This window comes from Paenibacillus baimaensis, from assembly GCF_025567575.1.
Map to the genome: position 1 here is coordinate 183,149 of NZ_JAOQIO010000110.1, position 20,649 is coordinate 203,797.

A 20,649-nucleotide genomic window follows, 5' to 3' on the forward strand; every position below is an offset into this window, starting at 1 on the left:
CATTCTCGATGATACTGTCGTTCTTATCGTTTCGACTGAATGACACCTTCATTATTCTTCACTCTTTCCGTAGCTTCCTGGATCACACTATTGCCGCCCTTTTGCTTCCACTCCTCCAACACCTTCGGGTAATCCGAGATCGGCTCTTTGCCATATACCATTTTGAGAACATGAGTCAGGATAACAGGTGGCAATTTGTCTCCGGTAGGAGCGATGTCCGGATTTTTGGCATACGCCTGCAGCTGAGGATCGAATTGAATACCATCACGGCCTTCCTTGGCAAGAACCGTATCATACAGCTTCATCAGATTTTGGCCTTCCGGGGTCAGACTCAATGATCCTTTGTTGTACGTCGTATCCTGAACCAGCCATAGCAGCGTTTGTCTGTACGTTTCCTCATCAACCTCAGCAGCTGTTGCCGGGGTTTTGTAATTGATTTTGCCATTTTCTTCGGTATAATTTTCTCCCTTGACACCAAAGGTAAAAAATTTCTCCGCCTCATCACTGACCATCCAATCAAAAAACTTAATGATGCCCGCCGGGTCCTTTGCATTTTTATTGATCAGATAGGCTCTGGTCACTTTGCCGACAAGCCTGAGTCCTCCCTTGCCGTCAGGTCCGGTTGGAGACGCAATTAATTTCATTTGGGCACTCGGATTACTCTCCTTAAGCTGTGAATCCCATTGAATTAGCAGATTGGCGTTCATGTTCCAGATTCCGGCCTTCCCTGCGATGATGTCATTTTTGAAGCGAGTTGGGTTGATCGTAGCAAATTCCTTATTGATCAGGCCCTCATCAAGCATCGTTTTATACGTTTGAATCGCCTTCTGCATACCGTCCACATTAAAAAACTTCGGAACGACCTGGTCACCCTGCTTCATAAAAAAGTTGCCAAATACATCATACGCACCATAAAAAGCATCGGAATATACAAAATCCTCCCGGCCCATAAAAGGATTTTCGACTCCCAGCTTCTTGAACGCTCTCATCACATTCAAATAATCCTCAACCGTCTTCGGTTCCGGCAGTCCGGTCTTCTCCAGTAAATCAGACCGAATCCACGTTGCTCTGCGGGCGGGATTGGACAGCCATTCGGGAATCCCGTAAATATTGCCTTTGGCATCCGTTTCTGTATCCCAGGCGTCCTTCGGTATTTTCTTCAACAGATTCTGCCCATGCTTGGCCAGCAAATCGTTCAGCGGCATGAATACTCCGGCCTTTACAGCACCGGCTAGCTGCGGATTGTTCAAGCCGGAGCTTGCTTGCACGACATCGGGAATGTCGTTAATGGCGAACATCTGAATCATTTTCTGGTCAAATTCCTTATGCGGCATGAGCCGTATATCCAGATCCGTATTCGTTAACGCCTCCAGCCGCTTAACCCACTTCTCTTCGTTAATGTTGGGATGCTGCTCGGCATAAGAGATATTGCCAGATCTGAAAGAGATTGAGAAAGCGGCCTTTCCTTGTGGTCCCGCAGAGCCTTCGGCTGCCTTGTCGCCTGCTTGCGAGCAGCCTATAGTTGTTGACGCAATCGAGAGAACGCTTACAATTGTTAAAAGCTTTTTCATATGGAGCCTCCTCTATAGGTTGTATTCATAGTTAATTGGATCTGCTCGGTACGAAGCCTGTCTATTACAGGTTGAATCATACCGGAGAGTGCTTCCGCCATCCGTATATGACCATAATCCGATGGGTGAATCAAGTCACTGGTAAGCGAAGTGAAATCGCTCATGATCTGCTCCCCTTGCAGCAGCTGCAGGTTTGCATGCTTTTTATCGGCGGCATACCGTATCAACACGTCATTAAATTGCTGCTCACTGTCCCTGTAAGCAAATATCGCACTTCCCTCCTGGCTGTACGTGGCCCGATTCGGATACATCGTGGTCACAAACAACGGCTTTTCCGGATGCCGTTCAATGATCCGGTCCAACAAATAAACAGCCCTTTGTTGGAATTCCTCGACTGTGTATACGCCGCGCATATTGACACCGATTTCAAGAAAACCGATATCCCAGTCATCTCGCTCCGCAATATGATCTGCCAACCCTTGCTCGCAATAGCAGGAACCACTCAGACCGAGATTCAGAACGTCGATCCCCAAACGCCTTCCCGTCTGCTGGACGTAACAGTTGTAATTGCTTAACGCACCGGCACCCTGCGTGATCGAAGAACCGTACGCGAACATCGTCAAACGGGGGGGTTCGTGTGAATGCGGTGGACGCACTTCGAATCCGAACGCTTCAATCCCATGGAATACACCATTAATTCTTTCAAAAAAAACACGCCATACCTTCGATGAAAATGCGGAATTATTCAGCACTTCTGGATGCACGTCGGGAAACCTTTCCGGAGCTTCCAATTGAAGTGTATGAATCACCCCCGCTTTCAGCTGATGGGAGGAATGAAGGAAGTCCCCTTTGAACACCAGCACTTGACCGTCACTTTCCTGCGAAGACACCATAACACGTACATGCTTGGCATCAGTCACAAATCGCAACTCACAGCCATTGGATTGTACAGCCTTCGTCCTGCCCTTCTCCTCTAATGAATATCGAACCTCCTTCGGGAACCGCTGTAATTTCCAGCCAGGTGTATGAGACGATGTTTCCAGCTCGGTAACATTATGGAAATAGATGTTTTGATGCAGCATATTCATGACCACTCCAACATTTTTTATTTATTGACTTACATCTAACTCATATCTATAGTATTTCACATTTAAAAATGCAGTCAATTGGTTATTTTTAGGTCGACTTGTGATTTTATGAGTCAAATATGCTTGTCGATCTTATTTTCGATCCGTTATTCATAACCATGAAGCCCCTGCACTCGTTCAGCCGTGAACTAACAAAGACCGTCCGAAGTGCATCGGACGGTCTCTCTATGTGCTGCCCTATCGGCAGCTTCATGCACTTCACACCTTGGGCCGCTCATCGGACACCAGTATGTGGTTTATAGTTAACTTAGGCTTCTTTTTCGCTTCAGTAAGTATCCCTTCCAGACGTTCACTCATCGTTTGACGATCCTGCAATCCTGACAGAAACATCATGACTTCCCGCTGAATCGCCCTGAACTGGGCATTCTCCAGCCCCAGCTCGGTAATGAGCCGCAAGGTCGGAAAAATCTCGCGATACATGTAAAATCGGGAAGGCCGGTATACCGATTCTTCTCCTTCCCATTCCATGGCGTGGCGATGGGCCGAGATATTCAGTGTCTTGCGGCGGACGATGAGCTGTGTCTCGTAGGAACCAAGATAATCAACCAGCAATCCGGCTGCTTCTTTATCGCGTGATCTGCTGTTCACAGCCAAGCCGTTAATGATCAGCAGTGTGCTCGTATCCTGCAGCCCCGGTAAAGGCGAAATATCAAAGGGAATCGATGATTGTCGGAGCTGATTCAAAAAGTAGTAGGTCGTCATAATAACCGATACTTTTCCTTCTAAAAACAAGGCTTCTGCATCGGCGTTGCTTTCGGAGAGAATTCTTGGAAACACATCGGACATGGTCAGCAGCTCGCGGCAGATATCCAAGCCGTCCAGAAGCTTGTTATCTGACAAGCTGTACCTCCCATTCTCATCCGCTTCAAATATTTGACCGCTCTGAAGAATAAAGATCGGCCACCGATTAAGAGAAGGCAAATAAAAATAAAAACCGAATCGATCCTCGTTCACAGCCAGCTGGTGACCATATTCGAAAAGATCGTGCCAGGTCCAGCTGCTGTCCGGGAATGGCACCTGCGACTGCTCAAAATGCTGTTTATTGTAGCACAGCACGACCGGCGAATATATAAAGGGCTGAACCAGCGTGTGCTCACCCTGTCGAAAGGGCTCCAGCAACAACGGGTAGCAGTGCTGCGCCGGCTTTAGGGGCTCCAGCAAGTCCGTGCAGTCGTACTCCAGAAAATCCTGAAAATTGTTGTTATTAATAAGGACCACATCCAGGATTCCAGACTCCATGTATTCCTTAAGCACTTTGGCATAACTCCCAGAGGGCAGCTCAACAGGCTTTACTTGGATGTGCGGGTATTGTTCGCTGAATCCGGCCAACAGCTCCGACATCTCAACAAGGGCAGCAATCGAGTGTACATATCCAAATTTGATAGTTCTCGTCTGGTCGGGGGAAGGAGGTTTAACAAGATTGCCCACCCGTGGTATTTTCTCGATTAAGCCCTCTTGCACCAATACCTTCAGGCCATTGCGCACCGATGCGTTGCTGAGGCTGAATCGCTTTTCCAGATCACTTTCGGATGGCAAATACTCACCGATACTGGTTTGGCCTGAAATGATTTCCTGACGCAGGGTCGCAATCATCTCATCCAATCGCACCCGAAAATTTTTACGGCTTATTCTTTTTTCCATATCGTACCTCACTATGTACAGGCTAGCGCTTTCATTTAAAATCACCCATTTGTATCATCATACACTAAATCACCATACCTTCACCATGCTAGTCACGACAGGGATCAAAAGAAAAAGAAGACGGAATTGCTCCCGCCTTCTTGCTTTTATTATGGTTGTACGACCAGTGCTTTCTTCGCAATATCGGTACGGCTGTGCTTGCCGGGGAACGTGATGCGCTCGACGGCTGCATAAGCCTTTGCACGAGCATCCGCAATATCGCTTCCCAGTGCCGTAACACCGAGCACACGGCCTCCATTAGTAACAATCTGGTTATCCTTCAGTGCAGTACCCGCATGGAATACAAGTGCATCCTGAACATCGTCCAGCCCTTCAATCGGCAGACCCTTAGGATAAGGACCCGGATACCCTTCAGACGCGATAACCACACATACTGCGGCTTCGTCACTCCACTGAATATCCATTTGTCCCAAATGACCATTGATCGCTGCCAGAAAAATGTCCAGCAAATCTGTTTTGAGCCGCGGCAGCACGACCTGCGCTTCCGGGTCACCAAAACGTGCATTGAACTCAATCGTCCTCGGTCCTTGCGGAGTCAGCATCAGACCGGCGAACAGGATGCCGCGGAACGGACGGCCTTCACTAACCATTGCCGCCGCTGTCGGCTTAATGATCTTCTCAATCGCTTCTTCGATAACAGATGGGTCAATATGCGGCAGCGGTGAGTATGTACCCATGCCTCCTGTATTTGGACCTTTATCATTGTCAAACACCGTTTTATGATCCTGTGCAGCGACCATCGGACGTACTACATTGCCATCAACGAACGATAAAATCGACATTTCCTGACCGGTCATAAATTCCTCAATCACAACCTGATTACCGGACTCGCCAAAGATTTTGGCAACCATAATATCATGAAGTGCCTTCTCTGCTTCCTCCAGGGAGTGAGGAATAATGACACCTTTGCCTGCAGCCAAGCCATCTGCTTTAATAACAATCGGAATTTGCTGACTGTGCAGGTAGGCCAGCGCTGCTTCGTAATTATCAAATGACTCGTAGGCTGCTGTTGGAATGTGATATTTTTTAAATAATTCCTTGGAAAATACTTTACTCGACTCAATAATCGCTGCATTTTGACGCGGGCCGAACACAGTTAATTGCTTTGCTTCAAGGAAATCGACGATTCCCTCAGATAAAGGGTCATCTGGGCCGATAACGACGAGATCAATCGCATGATCCACTGCAAATTCAGCGATTTCCGCGAATTGATTCACCTGGATAGGTACGCATTCCGCTACTCCGGCGATGCCTCCGTTACCCGGCGCACAGTACAACTCGCGCACCTTGGGGCTTTTTTTCAGTGCCCAGCAGATCGCATGCTCCCTGCCGCCTCCGCCTACAACTAAAATCCGCACTTTACATCCCTCCTATTGACTCTGCTCAAGATTACTGCTTATTAATGACTTTTAATTCGGTTTGGCCATTATCGAGCTGAATGGTTTTGACCAGCAGTGAAATTTTGTTATCTTCATTCAGCCGATCCCAGTAAGCATGCAAGGTCTGGTCGATATTATCGTATACAGGAACCAGCTTAGGCTCACCCTGGAACGATGGCAATGGATCACCGTCTTCGGAATACGTGTGGATGCAATGTCCGTAGCCTGCAATTGCTTGCTCGTAATGGAAGAATTGACGGAACGTTTGCTCAGGATTGCCTGCATTGGATTTCAAGATGGACAGCTTGTACTGGCACTGTGGATTGTTCAGTTCGATTAGTCCGGAAATACGCGGTGTGTAGTTAGGTGCGTCCGGTTCAAAGGTTCTTGTCGTCAATGCCTGCTCAAAAGTACCTCCTGCAAGCAAAGCATCATAGATCGTATCGGTTTGATCACCATTGGTTACAATGTGCGAGCCCTCGGTGTGCTTGAGTGGATAATAAATAATCAGTGAAGGATCGGTCAATAGCGCAGGATCCTTGGCTTCTGTACGCAGAAAACCATTCTCCTCTTGGACAAAAATCCGATTGCGGCTGTTCACGCTGCGCCCCATAATCCAGTATACCTGGACAAGTTTGGTGCCATCTGGTGTCAGACCAATTACAATCCCCCGGCCCGGATACGGATTGTGTTGCAAACCCTCCAGGTTGTGCTCAGCTGTAAGCTTATCATTTGCAGTCACGTAGATAGATCCCCCTTATAATTAAATCGATATCTGCTGTATGCATATTTACTGGCTGTATATTTTAGTGATGGAATAAACGAACGCCGGAATAGGTCATAACCATGTTGTAATCATTAGCAGCTTGGACGACTTCCTCGTCACGCATCGAGCTGCCTGCTTGAACGACGTATTTCACGCCGCTGCGGCTTGCACGGTCCAAATTGTCACGGAACGGCAGGAAAGCATCCGAGCCAAAGGTAACGCCTTGCAGCTTATTCAGCCATTCGCGCTTTTCTTCACGAGTCAAACGAACAGGTACTTCCTCAAAATATTGCTCCCAGCTGGCATTTTCAAAAGAGGTTACTTCCTCCTCCAGCCACAGATCAATCGCATTGTTTTGTTCAGGACGGGTAATACCAGGACGGAATTTCATGGCAAGAGCTGCCGGATGCTGACGCAGGAACCAACGGTCGGTTTTATCACCAGCAAGACGCGTACAATGAATTCTGGATTGCTGACCCGCACCAATACCAATGGTTTGTCCATCCAAAGTATAGCAAATCGAGTTGGATTGCGTATATTTCAAAGTGATCAGGGCAATCAGCATATCGCGTTTTGCTTCTTCTGGAAGCTCTTTATTGTTCGTTACAATGTGAGTCAGTACTGAGCTGTCAATCACGGCATTATTGCGCTGCTGCTCCAGGGTCATGCCAAACAGATTACGCTTCTCGATAGGTGCAGCTGCATATTCCGGATCGATCTCAAGAACCAAAAAACCGCCTTTTTTCTTCGAACGCAGAATCTCCAAAGCTTCTTCCGTGTAGCCAGGAGCTACAACGAGATCGGAAACCTCACGTTTCAGCAAACGTGCCGTGGATGCATCCACGATATCGCTTAGCGCCGCGCAATCTCCGAAGGAAGACATCCGGTCAGCACCTCTCGCTCTTGCATAAGCAGTTGCCAGGGGAGACAGCTCCAAGCCTTCTACAAAGTAAGCCTTCGCCAGCTCTGGGCTAAGAGGGGCATATACAGCCGCTCCTGCAGGGCTTACATGCTTGAAGGAAGCAGCGGCTGGAAGACCTGTAGCCAAGCGCAGCTCACGAGCCAGCTGATAGCTGTTCAAAGCATCCAGCAGATTGATGAAGCCTGGGTCACCGTTGACAACATGCAGCGGCAGGTTGCCGTTCTCGCTGTAGATCTTGGCTTCTTTTTGGTGCGGATTCATACCGTAGCGCAAATGGATTTCGTTAGGGTTACTCATCGTTTAATTCCTTTCCTATGCAGCTGTATTGGTGGAACTGGCTTTATCTGGCTTTATATAGATGGAACATTTGAACTCAATAGCTTATTGATGAACACTGCAGCAGAACCTTCTGTACCGCTTGCAGATCTCAAGCACGGGATGGGGCGATACGTGTGTTTACTGGTTAAATGACTTTAGCTTTAAAGAGTCTCCATTGAATCTTATTCTTATGATGGGAGCTATGGGTTCAGCTTTATTTTTCCGGCTGCAATCTGTGCAATGACCTGCGGCAGCAGCACATGCTCGATTGGGTGTATACGCGCTGCCAAGCTTTCTTCTGTATCCTCCGGAGTAATGTCCAGGCTTTGCTGGGCAATTATCGGTCCTGTATCCATGCCGCCATCTACATAATGTACCGTGACTCCGGTTACTTTTACCCCGTAATTCAACGCCTGCTTGATAGCATCCAGACCTGGAAATGCAGGAAGCAAGGAAGGGTGAACATTAATCAGCCTCCCATACCAAGGCTCGACAAGCACAGATGTAATCAATCTCATATAGCCTGCCATTACAACCAGATCGATCTGCTCTTCCTCTAGCCGTTGTACAATCTCTCGTTCATACTGCTCTCTGCTTGCATAATCCTTCGCCCGGAACACAAATGTAGGTATCCCAAGCTTGTTCGCCCGCTCCACTACCTGTGCCTTGGGGCGGTCACAGACAAGAAGCCCGATGTGAACATCGAGCCTGCCAGCATTCACCGCATCCGCAATAGCCTGGAAATTGGACCCGCTCCCGGAAGCGAACACGGCAATGCGAAAGGACTTACTCATACAACGGCTCCGCTAAACGTAACCACCCGATCTCCTGAGGTTACATGACCCAGCGTATACACCTGCTCACCCTGCTCAGCAAAAATAGCTGCGGCTTCAGCAGCCTGCTGCTCTGGCACGATGATTACCATGCCAATACCCATATTGAAGGTACGGAACATATCGTTATTGCTGATTGCGCCTGTTTCCTGCAGCAGCTGGAAAATCGGTAGAATCGGCCAAGAGCCATAATTGATTTCTACATTGACATCAGCAGGCAGCATCCGCGGAATATTTTCGATAAAACCGCCACCCGTAATATGCGCCAAGCCTTTAAGCTCTACCTTTTGCAATGCAGCAAGTACGGATTTGACATAAATCTTGGTTGGTTCCAGCACCACATCACCCAGCTTGCCGCCCAATACGTCAATGGTGTCATGCAGGCTGTAGCCTTTTTCCTCTAACAACAGCTTGCGAACTAGCGAGAAACCATTGCTATGCACGCCACTTGAAGCAAGACCTAGTACGACATCACCCGGACGGATTGTGGAGCCGTCGATGACTTTCTTTTTATCAACGATACCGACCGTGAATCCGGCAATATCATATTCACCTTCCGCATACATACCCGGCATTTCAGCCGTTTCGCCGCCGATTAATGCACAGCCTGCCTGAACGCAACCATCGCTGATCCCTTTGATAATCGATTCGATTTTTTCTGGGATGACTTTATCACAAGCCAAATAATCAAGGAAAAATAAAGGCTCTGCGCCCTGTACAATAATATCGTTAACACACATCGCTACAGCATCAATACCAATCGTATCATGCTTGTCCATAGCAAAAGCAATCTTGAGCTTCGTTCCTACGCCATCCGTACCTGATACCAGTACCGGCTCGTCGTACTTATCCTTATTCAATCCAAAAAGCCCACCAAATCCACCCAACTCCGTTAAAACCTCGGGACGAAATGTGGTTTTTACGTGTTTTTTCATCCGTTCTACTGCTTCATTGCCAGCCTCGATATCGACTCCGGCCTTTTTATATGCATCCGACACTTGTTACACTCCTTTAACTTGGTTGGTGGGAGGGTTGGGCTGTTCGCAGTTGTGGGAGTAAGATTAAGTGCATGCTTGATCGCCTAAGGTCGGCTCCGGGCTGTGCTGCTTGCCTGCGGCCGCTCTTGAAAATGGGTTATTGTGATTAGACTTGGTGGTGATAACCCATTTTCAAAGGCGTCCCGTAAACTCTCCGGCAAGCACACAGCCCTCCGCCTATAAGGCGATCAGGCACACATCTTACAAGCACAAGTTCGAAAGGCTCAACGCAGTCCACACAACCTGCGTTTATTAATGGCTGCGGGGCAGTACTAGCCCCGCTAGTTGTTCAGTTGACGGGCCGGACTAAGGCCGCGTTAAGTTGTTGCGCGGTAGGCCGTGCTCACGGCCACACCAGTTCTTTCTTGGCTGGCCGGTATTGCCAGCCTAGCGGAGACGGTGAATGCCTCCGCCTTCTTTCTACTCACAGACAAGGTTCTGTGAGAGAGAAGTGCATGTGAATTTGGATTCATCCAGGTGTATGGAGGAAAAGGGAATGCCATGGAAAGTGTAACGGCCGCCTTTGAAAGAAAGCTGCTTCCTATAAGGAATTAATTCTGGTAGCTTTCTTTCAACAGCGGTGGAATGGCATCCCTTTTCCAGAGTAACCGTCCGTATGAATCCAAATTCACTGTTTTTCAATCACTGCACTGCGCTGCACTTTTCTCACTCAGACCCTTAGTCGCACCCACATCCGACTTCCGACTCTTCAGTAATCCGTGTAGGGTACATATTGTCAAAACAGGCCGTACAATTTCCTTGATTCACATCGCCTTTAGGACGGCCGATTGAGTTTAACAAGCCTTCCTTACTAAGGAAATAAAGTGAATCGGCATTGATCGCAACCCGAATTTCTTCGATCGACTTTTGAGCCGCGATTAGTTCTTTGCGGTCCGGTGTGTCGATTCCATAATAACAAGGATTCATAAAAGGCGGTGAGCTGATTCTTACGTGAACTTCGGTTGCACCTGCTTCACGAAGCATGTTGACGATCCGCAGTGAGGTCGTGCCACGGACGATGGAATCGTCGATCATCACAACCCGCTTACCCGCAACGATACTGCGTACAGCGCTCAGCTTCATTTTCACACCCTGTTCGCGCAGCTCCTGACTCGGCTGGATAAAGGTCCGACCGCTGTAGCGGTTTTTGATCAAGCCCAACTCGTAAGGAATACCGGTTTGCTCAGCAAAGCCGATAGCCGCTGAAATACTGGAATCTGGCACGCCAGTGACCACATCAGCGTCAACGAACGCTTCCTGTGCCAGCTGCTTACCCATCCGTTTGCGTGCAGAGTGAATATTAATCGAATCCATATCGCTGTCGGGCCGAGCAAAATAAATATACTCCATCGAACAAATAGCACGCTGCTTGATCGGTGAGAACCGATCCTCAACCAAACCGTTTTTCGCATCAAGTACAAGCAATTCACCCGGGATCACATCACGATAGTAGGTTCCCCCCACCGCGTCAAACGCACAGGTTTCCGAAGCGAACAAGTAAGCATTGCCCAGTCGGCCCATAACAAAAGGACGTAAGCCATGTGGGTCTAAAGCTGCAACCAGCTTATCCTTGGTCAGAAACAAAAACGCGTACGCGCCTTCCACCTGCAGTAATGCTTCTTTAACAGCCAGTTCAATTTCCGTATGCTTGGAGCGTGCAATCAAGTGAGCTACAACTTCGGTATCGCTTGTTGTCTGAAAGATCGAACCCATGTCCTCAAGCTTTCTTTTCACCTCGGCCGCGTTAGTCAAATTGCCGTTGGTGGCTATCGCCAAATCGCCGCCACGATATTTGAACACTAGAGGCTGAGCGTTAGCCAGCTTGCTCTCACCCGCTGTCGAATAACGAACGTGCGAAATGGAGTTGGCTCCAGTTAAAGTGGTTAAATTATCATTATTAAAAACTTCCTTTACAAGTCCCATGCCGCGATGGTATTTAAAGCTATCACCATCTGCTACACAGATCCCTGCACTTTCCTGACCGCGGTGCTGCAGCGCATGCAGACCATAATAGGAGAGCGAAGCGGCTTCGGAGTGACCATACACTCCGAAAACGCCGCATTCCTCCCCTAGCTTATCGAGCAGCCCGTCACGGCTGCCCATATCTTCATTATAATAATTGCCTGTCCATAGCTGCTGCTCCTGCAATGTCTTTATTTCATCAGACATGGAATCGCATCCTTCCAAACCTTTTGTAGTTGTTCAACCGGTGACTGGATGACTGGTTTAGCGTTAATGTGGATATGCAACTCTGTTCCTTGAACTTGACCTAATTGCTGATATGGCACGCCTTGTTCGGAAATCCATTGCTTCAAAGCTTCCGCTTTTTCAGGCGAAGCGCTGAGCAAAATACGGGATTGGCTTTCGCTGAACATTGCAATATCATTGCGCAGCTCCGTAGAGAAGTCGACTTGAGCACCCAGGTTACCACTGATGCAGCTCTCAGCAAGAGCTACAGCCAAGCCACCATCGGATAAGTCATGCGCCGAAGCAACGAAACCTTTTTGAATACCGCCAAGCACGGTGCTTAACAGCTTTTTCTCAACATCCAGATCAATTTGAGGCGGACGTCCTTCTGTAACTCCATGGAGTACATATTGGAACTCACTGCCGCCTAATTCTGCTTTGGTGTCGCCGAGCAGGATAATCACATCGCCTTCTTTTTTGAAGGCTTGTGTCGTAATATGATCGGTATCATGAACCAATCCAACCATTCCGATAACAGGTGTTGGGTAAATAGCACCTTTGGAGTTTTCATTGTACAAGCTGACATTTCCACCGATTACCGGTGTATCCAGCTTGCGGCAGGCTTCTGAAATTCCGTCTGCGGCTTTCTCCAGCTGCCAAAAAATGTCCGGTTTTTCCGGGCTACCGAAGTTTAGGTTATCTGTAATCGCCAGCGGCTCGCCGCCGGAGCATACATTGTTACGAGCTGCTTCCGCAACCGCAATCTTGCCTCCCACTTCTGGGTCCAGATAAACAAAACGTCCATTGCAATCGGTCGACATGGAAAGCGCCTTGCGTGAGTCTTGAATCGTTACGACCGCTGCGTCCGAACCCGGACGAACCGCAGTGCTTGTACGCACCATGTAATCGTATTGATTATAAACCCATTCCTTGCTGGCTACAGTCGGGGAAGCCAACACCTTTTTCAAAGCATCATTCAGATCCGTTACTTCAGCATACCGATTCGTATCCACCTCAGCATTAGCCAGATAGTACGCAGGTACTTGAGAAGGCTTATTATATACAGGAACTTCATCAACTAATGCCGTAACCGGCATGTCCGCAACCATCTCACCCTTGTGGAACAGCTTAAGCGCTCCGTCATTGGTTACTTTACCAACCTTTGCACAATGCAATCCCCAACGTTCAAAAATCGCTTTAGCCTGCGCCTCATCCTTAGGCTCAACAACGAACAACATCCGCTCCTGTGATTCGGACAGCATCATTTCATAAGGCGTCATGCCTTCCTCACGCTGCGGCACCTCATCCAGATACAATTCCATACCGTTACCTGCTTTGCTCGCCATCTCGGCACTCGAACAAGTAAGCCCGGCTGCGCCCATATCCTGAATGCCTAACACGATACCTGAGTTAATCAAATCCAGACACGCTTCCAATACCAGCTTCTCCATGAACGGATCGCCTACCTGTACAGCAGGACGCTTCGCTTCGGACTCCGCAGTCAGTTCCTCCGATGCAAAAGTCGCACCATGAATACCATCGCGACCTGTAGCCGGTCCGACATAAAACACCGGATTGCCGACGCCTTTGGCAACACCCTTTTGAATCTTATCGTGATCGATCAACCCTACACACATCGCATTAACGAGCGGGTTGCCTTCATAGCTTTCATCAAACATAACCTCGCCGCCGACCGTTGGAATCCCGATACAGTTACCATAACCGGCAATCCCCGATACGACATGCTCGAACAAATATTTAACACGGTCATTCTTGAGATTACCAAAACGCAAACTGTTCAGAACAGCAATTGGACGTGCGCCCATGGAGAAAATATCACGGATAATTCCGCCCACGCCTGTAGCCGCGCCTTGAAACGGCTCGATAGCAGACGGATGATTATGACTTTCAATCTTGAAAACAACAGCTTGATTATCACCGATATCGACGATCCCCGCACCCTCACCTGGACCCATTAATACCCGTGGCCCTGTTACAGGAAACTTACGAAGAACTGGCTTCGAATTTTTGTAGGAGCAATGCTCGGACCACATAACGCTAAATACGCCAATTTCCACATAATTCGGTTTACGTCCGAGAAATCCGCATACTTGATCATATTCCGCGTCTGTGACACCCATCTGCTTATAAAGCTTCTGCTCTGCAATTTGTTCCGCGTTTGGTTCCTTAACCGTTAACTGCTGCGCCATGTTGTTCCCTCCAAGTGCTCAAGATCGATGTAAACATCCGCTTGCCGTCCGCCGAACCCAACAATTCTTTTACTGCGCGTTCCGGATGCGGCATCATACCAAGTACGTTGCCCGCTTTGTTGCAAATGCCTGCGATATCATCCACAGAACCATTCGGGTTATTGCCTGCTTCATAACGAAAAACGATTTGATTGTTCGCTTGCAGTTCCGCAAGAGTAGCATCGTCACAATAGTAGTTGCCTTCGCCATGAGCGATTGGAATGTTAACCAGCTCACCTTTGTTGTACTCTTTTGTAAACGGATTTTCGTTATTGTCCACCTGCAGCATAGCCGCATGACAGCGGAATTTAAGCGAATTATTACGAAGCATGGCACCAGGCAGCAAACCCGATTCCAGCAAAATTTGAAAACCATTGCAGATCCCGATAATGTAGGTGCCCTTCTCAGCCGCTTGCACAAGTGCCGTCATAACAGGAGCAAAACGAGCTATAGCGCCTGTGCGCAAATAATCTCCGTACGAAAAGCCACCCGGTACAATAATACAGTCATACTTGGACAAATCGGTTTCGGTATGCCATACATATTCAACAGGCTGCTGAATCGTTTCTTCAACCGCTTTGTAGCAATCGATATCACAGTTGGAGCCTGGAAACACCAATACAGCGAAATTCATGATACTCTAATCCTCCCTTTATTCACCCGAAGTTTACCCTCCCAAACCCTCCCTATAGGGAGGGCCCCAAAGGGCGTTGCCCTCTGGACTCCCTTGGCACGTGTGCAAGCTGGAGTGTTCTCGGGGCGCTTATCGTCCCTATCGGGACACGCTTGACTTGGGTGATACGTTTCGTACGCATACTGTGTGCTTATGATGAGCGCTTCCGTCCCTATCGGGACACGCTGAACTTTTGGTGCCGAGTGTTAACTCTTTAACATCAACTGCTTTAAACAGATCAGCATAGCTTCGCTCGCTGATGGTTGGCCTGACGGCTGGGGTTGAAGAGATTAAACTAATTCGTAGCGGTAGTCTTCGATTACTGTGTTCGCTAGAAGCTTTTCACACATCGATTTAACACGCTGCTCAGCTTCTGCACGATCAGCTGTGCCTAGTTCAAATTCTAAATATTTGCCTACACGTACTTTATCCACTTCACCGAAGCCCATGGAGTGAAGTGCGCCTTGTACGGCTACTCCCTGAGGGTCGAGAACGCTTTGTTTGATCGTGACGTATACGGTTGCTTTTAACATGGGGATGAATCCTCCTTAGAGTTTTCGTAGAAAACTTACTTCGTAAGCATCTACTTAGTTTTCGTAGAAGACCTACTTTGTAAGCATCTTCTATGTTGCGCAGAGCACTCGCTTCGCAAGCGCCTGCTTGAGAATGTTCTATATAATTATGATACTTATATTAGAGGCTTGTGAGCTTGGTTTAAAAGTTTGGTGAATCATAAGCGGAGCGGCCAAAGTGTTCTGGAGATAGCGAAGCGGTGCCTTTGTTCAAGAATTTCTACAGCTAAATATCTTATAAAATATAAGAAATCCTTGAACAACAGCAATCGTAAGAATCTTTGGCCGCGCAGCGGAACTTATTCACCGAACTTTTAAATTTTTCACTTAACTAGCAGCTCATAGATGCTTCTGTAGCGGCGGGAGGTTTCCTCAACGACATCGGCGGGCAGCGGGTCGGGCTCGCTGTTTTTATCCCAATTCGTGCTGGACAGATACGTACGAACCGGTTCTTTATCCATACCATCGATTTCGATATCGAAGGCGTACTTTTCTTTGGCCCAGAAACGTGAGGAATCCGGTGTGAAGATTTCATCGATCAGGATGATTTCTCCGTCAATGAGTCCAAACTCGAACTTGGTATCGGCTAATATGATGCCACGCTCTTCACAAAAGCGATGAGCGAATTCATACAGCATAATGCTCTTGGCTTGCAGCTGCTCGGTCAATTCGGCTCCGACCAGTTCTTTCATCCGTTCGATCGAAATATCTTCGTCATGACCAACATCGTTTTTGGCTGCAGGCGTGAAGATCGGCTTCTCGAAGCGTTCATTTTTACGCAAGCCGCTCGGCAGCTTTTGTCCATTGATCTCGCCTGTTTGTATATACTGGCGCCAGCCTCCACCCGTAATATAACCACGGACGACACATTCGATATCAATACGCTCCGCTTTTTTGGTGACCATGAAGCGATCCTTCATGATCTCACGGTCTTTGACAATATCGCCCAATTGATCAACATCGCCATGTACGACATGATTCGGTTGAATATGCGCGGTTTGCTCAAACCAGAATTTACTTAAAGAGTTGAGCACATTACCTTTGTCCGGCACTGCAGGTGACAGCACCCAATCGAATGCCGAGATCCGGTCCGTTACCGCGATCAAATAATGCTCCCCTAAATCATACAGCTCACGAACCTTACCTTTGTAGATCAGCGGTGCGCTCAGATAAGATTCGGCGCTCGAAATCGCCTTTGTTGAGACCATCGTTTGTGGTCCTCCCCTAAATTTATTATTCGGTTAAGCCCAAACGTTTGAATATCGTATCAACATGCTTCAAATGCCAGGTTGGGTTAAAGCAATCATCAATTTCTTCCGCACTCAGCTGCTCACGGATTACAGGCTCATTCTCAATAATATCGCGGAACGAACGCTGCTCTTCCCATGCCTGCATGGCACGAGGCTGCACGGTATCATATGCTTGCTCACGGCTGTAGCCTTTGTCGATCAGCTTGGTCATAACACGTCCGGAGAACGGTACGCCATAAGTGCTTTGCATGTTGCGCTTCATGTTTTCCGGGAACACGGTCAGGTTCTTCACAATCGTCCCAAAACGGTTCAGCATATAGTTCAGCAAAATCGTTGCATCCGGCAAAATAATCCGTTCTACAGACGAATGCGAGATATCGCGTTCATGCCATAAGGTTACATTCTCATAAGCTGAGACCATATGACCACGAATGACGCGGGATAAGCCTGAAATGCTTTCACAGCCGATTGGATTACGCTTATGCGGCATAGCGGATGAACCCTTTTGACCTTTGGCAAAAGCTTCCTCAACTTCGCGAACTTCACTCTTCTGCAATGCACGAATTTCAGTCGCGAATTTATCCATGGACGTTGCAATCAGCGCCAGTGTCGCCATATATTCAGCATGACGGTCACGCTGCAAGGTTTGCGTCGAGATTGGAGCCGCTTTTGTACCCAGCTTCTCGCATACAAAGGTTTCAACAAAAGGATCGATATTCGCATAGGTACCTACTGCTCCGGAAATTTTACCGTACTGTACGCCGTCTGCTGCGAAGCGAAAACGCTCCAGGTTCCGCTTCATTTCTTCCAGCCACAGTGCCATTTTCAAACCGAAGGTTGTCGGCTCGGCATGTACGCCATGTGTCCGTCCCATCATTGGTGTATCTTTATATTGAATTGCTTTATTCCGCAATATTTCAATAAAATTAAGCAAGTCTTTTTCCAAAATTTCGTTAGCCTGTCTCAGCAAGTAACCGAGTGCCGTATCGACAACATCAGTCGATGTCAAGCCATAGTGTACCCATTTACGCTCAGGTCCTACCTTTTCGGATACCGCGCGCGTGAATGCGATCACATCATGGCGCGTTTCCAGCTCAATCTCATAAATACGGTCGATGTCAAAAGCAGCATTTTTGCGCAGCTCCACTACATCTTCCTTCGGGATGACCCCAAGCTCAGCCCATGCCTCGCAAGATAATAGCTCGACCTCCAGCCAAGCATTAAATTTATTTTCCTCTGTCCAAATCCGGGCCATTTCCGGCCTGCTGTAACGTTCAATCATTGATTAATCCCCCGTTCTTCGTGCTAGCTATTCTTTCGTACTCCATATGCCTGAGGCTTCAATCCATTGCAAGGCTTCATCAACTGAAGGTGCAAGCACGTTCAAATGACCCATCTTCCGATTGTCCTTGGCCTCTTGCTTACCATACATATGTAGCTTTGCTGTGATACCACTGCCAACCTGCTCCGATTCAGGCTGCATGATCCAGTCCATCGCAGGCTCAACATGCTGACCCAGAATGTTACCCATGACAACCGGTGTAAGCAGCTCCGTCGAGCCCAGCGGCAGATTGCAAATCGCTCTCATGTGCTGCTCGAACTGCGAGGTTTTGCAAGCTTCCATTGTATAATGACCGGAATTATGAGGCCGCGGCGCTAATTCATTCACATAAAGCTCGCCTTCGTGTGTGACAAACATTTCGACTGCAATTAGTCCAACCACATTTAATGATTCCGCAATTTGAATGGCCAGTTGCTCGGCTTCCTGCTGCACAGCCTCATCCATGCGGGCAGGTACGATCGACAGATGCAAAATATTGTTCACATGTATATTTTCCGCTGCGGGAAATGCCTTAACTTCTCCTCTTGGGCTTCGCGCCGCAATCACGGATATTTCTTTGTCAAAGTCGATAAATTGTTCGAGAACCAGTTCAGTTCCAGCCCGGCTGATTTCTTCATAAGCTTCATCAGCTTCATCAATCGAACGTATTACCCACTGTCCTTTGCCATCATAGCCGCCTGTCGCTGTCTTCAGCACACAAGGTGTGCCCAACCGCTGCAGCTCCTCACGAAGCTGTGCACTGCTCGCAATCTGCGCATAAGGCGCAACCTTGACGCCAGCTGATTCAATCGCCTGCTTTTCACGCAAGCGGTGCTGCGTAATATAGAGAAGTCGGCTGCCCTGAGGCACGTAGGATTCCTCCATAAGAAGCTCAGTCACTTCGGCATCGACATTTTCGAATTCATAGGTGATCACATCCGACTGCTCGGATAACATCCTCGCTGCCTCAATATCATGGTAAGCGGCCACAATCTGTCTGTCAGCCACCTGACCGCAAGGGGAATCCACCGTCGGGTCCAGTGTAATAAACCGATAGCCCATCGCGCGTCCCGCCAGTGCCATCATGCGCCCAAGCTGTCCACCGCCTAACACACCAATGGTGCTGCCAGGACGTATTATCTTTTTGGTGTCTCTTCGATCATATTCACTCATTCCAGCACGCTGCTTTCTGTGATCTTCTCACGAGTCCGTTCACGACGCTCACGTACCTTTTGCTGCAGCTCAGGATCGAACGCTCCCAATATTTGCGCTGCCAGCAAGCCTGCATTCGTGGCTCCCGCATGGCCAATCGCTACGGTGGCTACAGGAACACCACCTGGCATCTGAACAATAGACAGTAGGGAGTCCAGCCCATTCAGCGTAGACGTTTTAACGGGAACACCAATAACCGGCAGCTCCGTCTTTGCGGCAACCATACCGGGTAAATGAGCGGCGCCTCCCGCTCCTGCTATAATAACCTTCAAACCTCGTTCTACTGCAGATGCTGCATAGTCAAACATTAAATCTGGCGTACGATGGGCGGAAACAACCTTTTTCTCATAAGAAACTCCCAGCTCCTCCAGCATGTCACAGGCGTGCTTCATGGTTTCCCAATCCGACTGACTTCCCATAATGACTCCAACAAGAACAGACATTTCGACCTCCATAAATGGTTACTTTTGAAATACGTGCAAGCTTGAATGTGTATAATATGAAAAGTCCGGCAGACCAAGATCACTATCATTGACCCACAGGACGGTAAAATAATCCCAAGCGCAAGCTAAGGCCTAACACCGAAGCGCCGACCTTTCATTTTCGTTATTTCGACAAGTTTAGATCAAAAAAAGAAAGCTTTTACGTGTTTAGTTTACAGGGATAGAGAGCGGCTGTCAACCTGAGAAGACGAACATTATACGAATTAATCATATGAAAAGTTCGCATTTCTATAGCAGTTTGCTACATTCTCTCGATCTTGCTCGCTTTTTGCTTCATTTTAACTAGTTGGTTATAGGTCTCTTGGACTTCCTCTGCGTTCAACTCGCCTTGTGCAAGCTCATCCGTCGACATTTTTTGCCAACGCTCCACCATGTGCAAGCCAGAATCGATCCACTGCGTCTGGTCCACATCTGCATCCAGTATGAAAAATAGCATGTCCTCCGCCTTGGCCAGCCGCCCCGTACTCTCATAATAATGGACCAAAGGCTTCAGAACCCGCAGCGGTATCATTCCAGACTTGACGACAGCAAGCAGGTCTTCGATCCGATCCTCCATCTCCTGCTCTATTTCAGAAGCTTCTCGCATCCATCTCATTTCGAGCAAAAGCTCCAGTGACTTCATGTAACATGCCATACCTTCAGCTTCTTCCACGGCATCAACCAGTAAATCGCCCTCTGCCTTAAGCATGTCACTGAGCAGTAGGCCTTTACCGGCATCGAATTGACCTTGAGTCGAAAGCAAAGCCATCAGATCCTTCACAGATAAAGCAAGCACTAGCTTGGAATTCAGCCCCAGTAGCTGTTTCATTGCCTGTGTCAACAGTTCCATCGCTTCCGCAAATTGCTGGTTTCGCCGCTTGAACATCACCTGACCCAGTGTCATCGTAAACTGTTCGATCATTCGCATCAAATAATCCCGTTGGTACAAAGTGATTCCTCCCAACTATGAGTCGTATACATCCATTGTACCTTATTGGGGAGACGAATGAAAAAGTCATGATGAGACA

The 20,649-nt window shown here is 48.2% G+C and carries 17 protein-coding genes; all 17 read right to left on the minus strand.

Going from position 1 to position 20,649, the window contains the following annotated elements:
• Window positions 1-23 precede the first annotated feature (23 nt).
• The 17 genes from OB236_RS32740 to OB236_RS32820 all read right to left on the minus strand — a co-directional run bounded on the left by OB236_RS32740 (window position 24) and on the right by OB236_RS32820 (window position 20,570).
• Window positions 24-1,571, minus strand: coding sequence for an extracellular solute-binding protein (locus OB236_RS32740; protein WP_262687773.1), 1,548 nt, complete (start codon window positions 1,569-1,571; stop codon window positions 24-26).
• Window positions 1,568-2,653 carry an SGNH/GDSL hydrolase family protein gene (locus OB236_RS32745; protein WP_262687774.1) on the minus strand — a complete coding sequence of 362 codons (1,086 nt, stop codon included), beginning with the start codon at window positions 2,651-2,653 and terminating at the stop codon, window positions 1,568-1,570. Before OB236_RS32745 ends, OB236_RS32740 begins: the two co-directional genes overlap by 4 nt.
• A 264-nt stretch (window positions 2,654-2,917) precedes the next feature.
• A complete protein-coding gene (locus OB236_RS32750) occupies window positions 2,918-4,360 on the minus strand; it encodes an extracellular solute-binding protein (protein ID WP_262687776.1) in 1,443 nt (480 codons plus the stop codon).
• A gap of 149 nt (window positions 4,361-4,509) precedes the next feature.
• Complete coding sequence (gene purD, locus OB236_RS32755; RefSeq protein WP_262687777.1) at window positions 4,510-5,778, minus strand: phosphoribosylamine--glycine ligase; 1,269 nt, start codon at window positions 5,776-5,778, stop codon at window positions 4,510-4,512.
• Between the two features lie 31 nt (window positions 5,779-5,809).
• Window positions 5,810-6,541, minus strand: coding sequence for an IMP cyclohydrolase (locus OB236_RS32760; protein ID WP_262687778.1), 732 nt, complete (start codon window positions 6,539-6,541; stop codon window positions 5,810-5,812).
• Between the two features lie 64 nt (window positions 6,542-6,605).
• Complete coding sequence (locus tag OB236_RS32765; RefSeq protein WP_262687779.1) at window positions 6,606-7,784, minus strand: phosphoribosylaminoimidazolecarboxamide formyltransferase; 1,179 nt, start codon at window positions 7,782-7,784, stop codon at window positions 6,606-6,608.
• Window positions 7,785-8,005: 221 nt separating this feature from the next.
• A complete protein-coding gene (gene purN / locus OB236_RS32770) occupies window positions 8,006-8,599 on the minus strand; it encodes a phosphoribosylglycinamide formyltransferase (RefSeq protein WP_076237747.1) in 594 nt (197 codons plus the stop codon).
• Window positions 8,596-9,636 carry a phosphoribosylformylglycinamidine cyclo-ligase gene (gene purM / locus OB236_RS32775; protein ID WP_262687781.1) on the minus strand — a complete coding sequence of 347 codons (1,041 nt, stop codon included), beginning with the start codon at window positions 9,634-9,636 and terminating at the stop codon, window positions 8,596-8,598. Before purM ends, purN begins: the two co-directional genes overlap by 4 nt.
• 717 nt (window positions 9,637-10,353) lie before the next feature.
• On the minus strand, window positions 10,354-11,844 hold the full coding sequence (gene purF / locus OB236_RS32780; RefSeq protein WP_262687782.1) for an amidophosphoribosyltransferase: 1,491 nt from the start codon (window positions 11,842-11,844) through the stop codon (window positions 10,354-10,356).
• Window positions 11,829-14,072 carry a phosphoribosylformylglycinamidine synthase subunit PurL gene (gene purL / locus OB236_RS32785; RefSeq protein ID WP_262687783.1) on the minus strand — a complete coding sequence of 748 codons (2,244 nt, stop codon included), beginning with the start codon at window positions 14,070-14,072 and terminating at the stop codon, window positions 11,829-11,831. Before purL ends, purF begins: the two co-directional genes overlap by 16 nt.
• On the minus strand, window positions 14,050-14,745 hold the full coding sequence (purQ, locus tag OB236_RS32790) for a phosphoribosylformylglycinamidine synthase subunit PurQ (RefSeq protein WP_262687784.1): 696 nt from the start codon (window positions 14,743-14,745) through the stop codon (window positions 14,050-14,052). The genes purL and purQ overlap by 23 nt, the downstream gene beginning before the upstream one ends.
• A 329-nt stretch (window positions 14,746-15,074) precedes the next feature.
• A complete protein-coding gene (purS, locus tag OB236_RS32795) occupies window positions 15,075-15,317 on the minus strand; it encodes a phosphoribosylformylglycinamidine synthase subunit PurS (RefSeq protein WP_076237752.1) in 243 nt (80 codons plus the stop codon).
• A gap of 362 nt (window positions 15,318-15,679) precedes the next feature.
• Window positions 15,680-16,564, minus strand: coding sequence for a phosphoribosylaminoimidazolesuccinocarboxamide synthase (locus tag OB236_RS32800; protein ID WP_262687786.1), 885 nt, complete (start codon window positions 16,562-16,564; stop codon window positions 15,680-15,682).
• A 25-nt stretch (window positions 16,565-16,589) separates the two neighbouring features.
• On the minus strand, window positions 16,590-17,888 hold the full coding sequence (gene purB / locus OB236_RS32805) for an adenylosuccinate lyase (RefSeq protein ID WP_262687787.1): 1,299 nt from the start codon (window positions 17,886-17,888) through the stop codon (window positions 16,590-16,592).
• A gap of 27 nt (window positions 17,889-17,915) precedes the next feature.
• Window positions 17,916-19,100 (minus strand): 5-(carboxyamino)imidazole ribonucleotide synthase, encoded by a 1,185-nt coding sequence (gene purK / locus OB236_RS32810; protein ID WP_262687788.1) that lies wholly within the window; start codon window positions 19,098-19,100, stop codon window positions 17,916-17,918.
• Window positions 19,097-19,582: a 5-(carboxyamino)imidazole ribonucleotide mutase gene (gene purE / locus OB236_RS32815; RefSeq protein WP_076237756.1), complete on the minus strand. Its 486-nt coding sequence runs from the start codon at window positions 19,580-19,582 to the stop codon at window positions 19,097-19,099. The genes purK and purE overlap by 4 nt, the downstream gene beginning before the upstream one ends.
• 301 nt (window positions 19,583-19,883) lie before the next feature.
• The gene (locus OB236_RS32820) at window positions 19,884-20,570 is read right to left on the minus strand and encodes a DUF6483 family protein (RefSeq protein ID WP_262687789.1); all 687 of its coding nucleotides are present in this window, start codon (window positions 20,568-20,570) and stop codon (window positions 19,884-19,886) included.
• Window positions 20,571-20,649: the final 79 nt, after the last annotated feature.